The sequence below is a fragment of the Ferruginibacter sp. genome, assembly GCF_031430955.1.
Lineage (GTDB): Bacteria > Bacteroidota > Bacteroidia > Chitinophagales > Chitinophagaceae > Ferruginibacter.
The window spans coordinates 1-5,368 of the sequence record NZ_JANPCM010000033.1 but is presented as its reverse complement, the minus strand read 5'-3'; the positions used below and the strand labels follow the sequence as shown (position 1 = coordinate 5,368).

At 36.0% G+C, this 5,368-nt stretch carries 6 protein-coding genes; 4 read left to right on the top strand and 2 right to left on the bottom strand.

Annotated features, from left to right (window positions below):
• Window positions 1-1,196 (bottom strand): alanine dehydrogenase (locus ACY65O_RS00970; protein WP_462218977.1); only part of this gene is annotated, 1,196 nt, incomplete at its 3' end.
• Window positions 1,197-1,244: 48 nt separating this feature from the next.
• Entirely contained in the window at window positions 1,245-1,658 is a 414-nt protein-coding gene (gene tsaE / locus ACY65O_RS00965) for a tRNA (adenosine(37)-N6)-threonylcarbamoyltransferase complex ATPase subunit type 1 TsaE (RefSeq protein ID WP_462218976.1), read from the bottom strand.
• A gap of 62 nt (window positions 1,659-1,720) precedes the next feature.
• Here tsaE and ACY65O_RS00960 point away from each other — a divergent pair, with 62 nt between their 5' ends.
• The 4 genes from ACY65O_RS00960 to ACY65O_RS00945 all read left to right on the top strand — a co-directional run.
• Window positions 1,721-3,829 (top strand): heavy metal translocating P-type ATPase, encoded by a 2,109-nt coding sequence (locus ACY65O_RS00960; RefSeq protein ID WP_462218975.1) that lies wholly within the window; start codon window positions 1,721-1,723, stop codon window positions 3,827-3,829.
• A gap of 40 nt (window positions 3,830-3,869) precedes the next feature.
• Complete coding sequence (locus ACY65O_RS00955; RefSeq protein WP_462218974.1) at window positions 3,870-4,082, top strand: hypothetical protein; 213 nt, start codon at window positions 3,870-3,872, stop codon at window positions 4,080-4,082.
• The gene (locus ACY65O_RS00950; RefSeq protein ID WP_462218973.1) at window positions 4,079-4,348 is read left to right on the top strand and encodes a type II toxin-antitoxin system RelE/ParE family toxin; all 270 of its coding nucleotides are present in this window, start codon (window positions 4,079-4,081) and stop codon (window positions 4,346-4,348) included. The genes ACY65O_RS00955 and ACY65O_RS00950 overlap by 4 nt, the downstream gene beginning before the upstream one ends.
• Before the next feature lie 9 nt (window positions 4,349-4,357).
• Window positions 4,358-5,368: RecQ family ATP-dependent DNA helicase (locus ACY65O_RS00945; protein ID WP_462218972.1), on the top strand; the 1,011-nt coding region annotated here is incomplete at its 3' end.

The window sequence follows — 5,368 nt, the reverse complement described above, 5'->3', positions numbered from 1 at the left end:
AGCAAATTCAAATCGGTATATTTTAAATCAAATCGCTCACTTAAATAAAAATTGGTAAGGCTGCCTTTAAATAAATAAATACCACTGCGGATATTTATCTTATACCAAATCACATTATCAATACCGCCATCTTCGCCAGTTTCTAATAATAATGGCATTAGCACATTGCTTATAGCCTGGCTTGCGGTACGGGCAAAACCGCTGGGTATATTGGGTACACAATAATGTATCACATCGTATTTAATAAAAACCGGTTTTTCGTGGGTGGTTACGGCACTGGTTTCAAAACAACCACCACGGTCTATGCTTACATCTACAATAACACTGCCGGGCCGCATGCTGCTAACAGTTTCTTCGGTAACCACAATGGGTGTCCTTCCTCCGGCGCTGCTTAATGCACCCACCGCCACATCACAGGTTTTTAATTGCTTGGCTAAAATTTTAGGCTCTATAACGGAAGTCCATAGCCGTCCGCCAATATTATTTTGCAATCGTTTTAAGCGGTAAATACTATTATCAAATATTTTTACACTGGCTCCCATTGCCAACGCTGTTCTTGCTGCATATTCGCCAACAATACCGGCGCCAATAATAATAACTTTTGTGGGTGGTATACCGCTGATGCCTCCCACCAATACCCCTTTTCCATTATTAGCATTACTTAAATACTGCCCTGCAATAAGCATTACTGCACTGCCTGCAATTTCGCTCATGCTGCGTACAATGGGGTTGTGCCCGCTATCGTCTTTTAAATTTTCAAAACTTAAAGCCGTAATTTTTTTATCCATCATCTTCTGCAATATTTCTCTTTGCATCACTGCCAAATGTATGGGGCTGATAATATACTGACCATGTTGCAGCAATTCGCATTCGCTTTCGCTTACAGGTGCACTTTTTACCAGTATATCACATTCGTACACTTCTTTTTTATCTAACGCAATTTTTGCACCTGCTTCGCTGTAATTATTATCGCTGTAGCTGGCGCCATGGCCTGCTCCGGCTTCCACTACTACACGGTGTCCGTTTGCAATCATTACACTCACCGCTTCGGGGGTAAGGGCAATCCGGTTTTCGCTAAAAGAATTTTCTTTAGGTATGCCAATAAACAACGCTTCGCCTTTGGGTTTTATATCTAAGGTTTCTTCTAAAGTTTCGTAAGTAAAAGAAGGCGATACAAAAGGTTTGGTAGTAGCCACGATTTTAAATTGATAAAGGGTTAATTAATAATTATTGTGCCACTCAAATTACAAATTAATACTGACTTTTCTGGTATCAGTATCTATCATTGTAATAGTTACTTTAAAAGTATTTTCAGGAAAAATACTAAGTGCTTTTTCCGGCCATTCCACAAAGCAGGTATTGCCGGAGTACAAACAATCTTCCACGCCTGCGTTAATAGCTTCTGTTTCATCTTTAAGCCGGTATAAATCCAGATGATAAATAGTTTTATTTTCAGCTGTGGTATATTGGTTAATGATAGAAAATGTAGGGCTTGATACCTTTCCCTGTACACCCATAGCATCACACAACGCATGTATAAAAGTTGTTTTACCAGCACCCATCTCGCCATAAAATGCAAAAACATTACCACTATCTGCATCTGATAAAAATTTTGCTGCTGCTTCCTGTATATTTTCTAACTTAAAAATTACCTCCATGTTGCAAAGATATTTTCCTTCATTAGTAATTGGGTAACAAATGCAATAAATAATTTTGTGCCATGGAAAAAGTTGAATGGAAAGTAGAAGGAATGGATTGCACCAACTGTGCTCTATCTATTACAAAGTACCTTCAAAAAGAAGGTATGAAGGATGTAAAAGTAAATTTTATCGGCGGCGATATAAATTTTGAACTTAATGGCAGCAAATCGAAAGAAGCACTTACAAAGGGTATTGCTGACCTTGGCTATAAAGTGGTGGATGAAAGTGTTGCAACCCAAATTCCAAATTCCAAATTCCAAATTACTCATCTTTTCTCTAATCATTTACAGCGTTTCCTTTTTTGCCTGCCTTTTACTTTGGTTTTAATGCTGCACATGCTGCCCTGGCATATTCATTTTTTAATGAACCCGTGGATACAAATGGCTATTTGCCTGCCCGTATTTTTTGTGGGCATGAGTTATTTTGGTGTAAGCGCTGTAAAAAGTTTACGGCGTGGCATGCCCAACATGAATGTTTTAATTGCCATTGGTGCATTAGCTGCATTTGTGTACAGTTTAATTGGTACGTTGGGTAATTACGGGATGGATTATGTTTTTTATGAAACTACTGCAACAATTATTACACTGGTTTTTTTGGGAGAATGGATAGAACACAAATCAGTTTCTACCACACAAAAAGAATTAAACAAATTAGCAGGCAGCCAAAAAGTAATGGCTAATATGATTGCTTTTGATGAAGAACATAAAGAATTAATTTTTGCTGTAGAGAATACACAGCTGCATGTAGGTGATTTAATTTTAATAAAAAGCGGCGAACAGGTACCAACAGATTGTAAAATTTTATGGGGCGATGCTTATGTTAGCGAAGCCTTATTAACTGGCGAAAGCAAACCCATACACAAACAAAAAAAAGATAGTTTAATTGGCGGAAGTTTATTTACTGACGGCACTGTAAAAGCACAGGTAACTGCAGTAGGAAAAGATACTGTGCTGAGTAATATTTTAAATTTAGTAAAACAGGCACAGGGAGAAAAACCACCGATACAACAACTAGCCGATAAAATAAGTGCGGTGTTTGTGCCTGTTGTAATAGGTATTGCAGCATTAACTTTTGTGTTGAATTATTTTGCTTTTGATATTTCTGCTACAAATTCTTTAATGAGAAGTATTGCGGTATTGGTGATAAGTTGCCCTTGCGCAATGGGCCTTGCAACACCTGCGGCCATTGCTGTTGGCCTGGGCAGGGCAACAAAAAAAGGTATTCTTTTTCGCAATGCAAAAAGTTTAGAGTTGTTTAAAAATATTACTACAGTTGTTTTTGATAAAACAGGAACGCTTACAACTGGTGAATTTAAAATATCGAATATAGAAAGTACAGGCATTGATAAAGAAAGTTTTAAACGCATTGTTTTTTCTATAGAAAAATATTCCAACCATCCCATTGCAAAAGCAATAGTGGCAGAATGGAAAATAAATAACCCTGTCAGTTGGAAAAAAATTGAAGAGGTGAAAGGTGTTGGTATGAAAGCAGAAGATGCGGAAGGCAATATTTATCAATTGGGGAAAAACGAAGATCAAACCCACACTGCTTATCTTACCAAAAATAATATTTTAATTGGCTGGTTTGATATGGAAGACGAAATAAGAGCAGAAGCAGTTGAAGTAATTAATTACCTCCATTCAAAAAAAATAAAAACAATTTTATTAAGCGGCGACAGTTTAGAAAAATGTACAAAATTGGCAAAAGCAATTGGCATTGATGAAGTGTATGCAGAAAAAACGCCGGAAGAAAAATTAAAAATAATTGAACAACTGAATGCCGCATCACCCGTTGCAATGATTGGTGATGGCATTAATGATGCGCCTGCATTAGCAAAGGCAACTATTGGCATTTCAATTGCCCAGGCATCGCAACTGGCGATGCAAACTGCACAGGTGGTGTTAACCAATAATGGTATTAAACATTTACCACTGGCATTGGGTTTGGGTAAACATACTTTTATCACCATAAAAGAAAATTTATTTTGGGCATTTATTTATAATATAGTGGCTATTCCCATTGCTGCTATGGGTTTTTTACACCCTGGTATTGCAGCGCTGGCTATGGGTTTTAGCGATGTAGTGCTTGCAGTAAATTCAGTTAGGTTGAACTATAAAAAAGTTCTATAAAATTGTTATATTTGAATAAGAAAATTTTAAACAAAAAAATATGCCCCGGTTTATTGATATAGTTGAAAATGTAACTTCTCTTTCTTTAGAAGAAATGGAGGAAGTTGAAAAAATATTGCATCAATCAATTATACAAGCAAAACGCCATCAAATTCTTCAAAATAAAAAGGAGAGTGAAGCACTTTTTTCCGAAAAGAAATTAAAATTTTATGATAATTCTTCAGATTTATTAAATGCCCTTAATGAAGAATGATAAAGATTGCCTATAGCCCTGCTTTTGCCAGGACATACAAAAAACAAATAAAAAATCAAACAGCAGTACAAAAATTATTTACTGAAAAAGTTACGTTATTTCTGCAAGACCCTTACCATCCGCAATTGCGTACCCATAAATTAAAAGTCATTTTAAAAGATTTTTATTCTTTTAGTATTGATTATGACCTAAGGGTTATATTTTATTTTGCTTCTGAAAATGAAGTAATATTTGAAAATATTGGAAGTCATGATGAAGTTTACTAAATCTATTCTGTGACACAAATTTCAATTCAGCAAATACTAAAACAATATTGGGGCTATGATACTTTTCGTCCGTTGCAGGATGAAATTATTAATGCAGTATTGCAGGGAAAAGATGCATTGGCCTTACTGCCCACCGGCGGTGGTAAATCAATCTGCTTCCAGGTGCCTGCTCTGGCAAAAGATGGGCTGTGCTTAGTAGTTAGTCCGCTTATTGCATTAATGAAAGACCAGGTAGAAAATTTAAAAAGAAAAGGTATTAATGCATTGGCAGTTTATAGTGGCATGAGTTTTATTGAAGTAAAAAAAACTTTGCAAAATGCGGCGTATGGTAATTATAAATTTTTATACGTTTCTCCTGAAAGATTAGAAACAAAACTATTTTTAGAATACCTGCCCGCCATGAATATTAATTTGCTGGCAGTAGATGAAGCTCATTGTGTTTCGCAGTGGGGATACGATTTCAGGCCACCTTATTTACGCATTGCAAACCTGAGGGAGTTATTACCCAATGTGCCGGTATTGGCATTAACAGCATCTGCAACTAAAATTGTTCAGGACGATATCTGTGAAAAATTATTGTTCAGCAAAACGCATCAACGTTTTCAGCAATCATTCGAAAGGCCTAATCTTTCTTACAGTGTTTTTAATGTTGCTTCCAAACAAAATAAATTATTAGAAATTTTAAAAAATGTACCCGGTACAGCAATAGTATATTGTAAAAGCAGAAAGCATACAAAAGAAATTACTGATCTGTTATTGATGAATAAAATTAATGCCGATTATTATCATGCAGGTTTAAATAATGATGAAAGAAATAAAAAGCAGGAGAGCTGGATTACCAATAAAACAAGGGTAATAACATGTACTAATGCATTTGGAATGGGCATTGATAAACCGGATGTAAAAGCAGTGGTGCATTATGATGTACCCGATTGCCTGGAAAATTATTACCAGGAAGCTGGCCGTGCCGGCAGAGATGGCAAAAAAGCTTATGCCGTTTTATTATTCAGTAATAAAGAG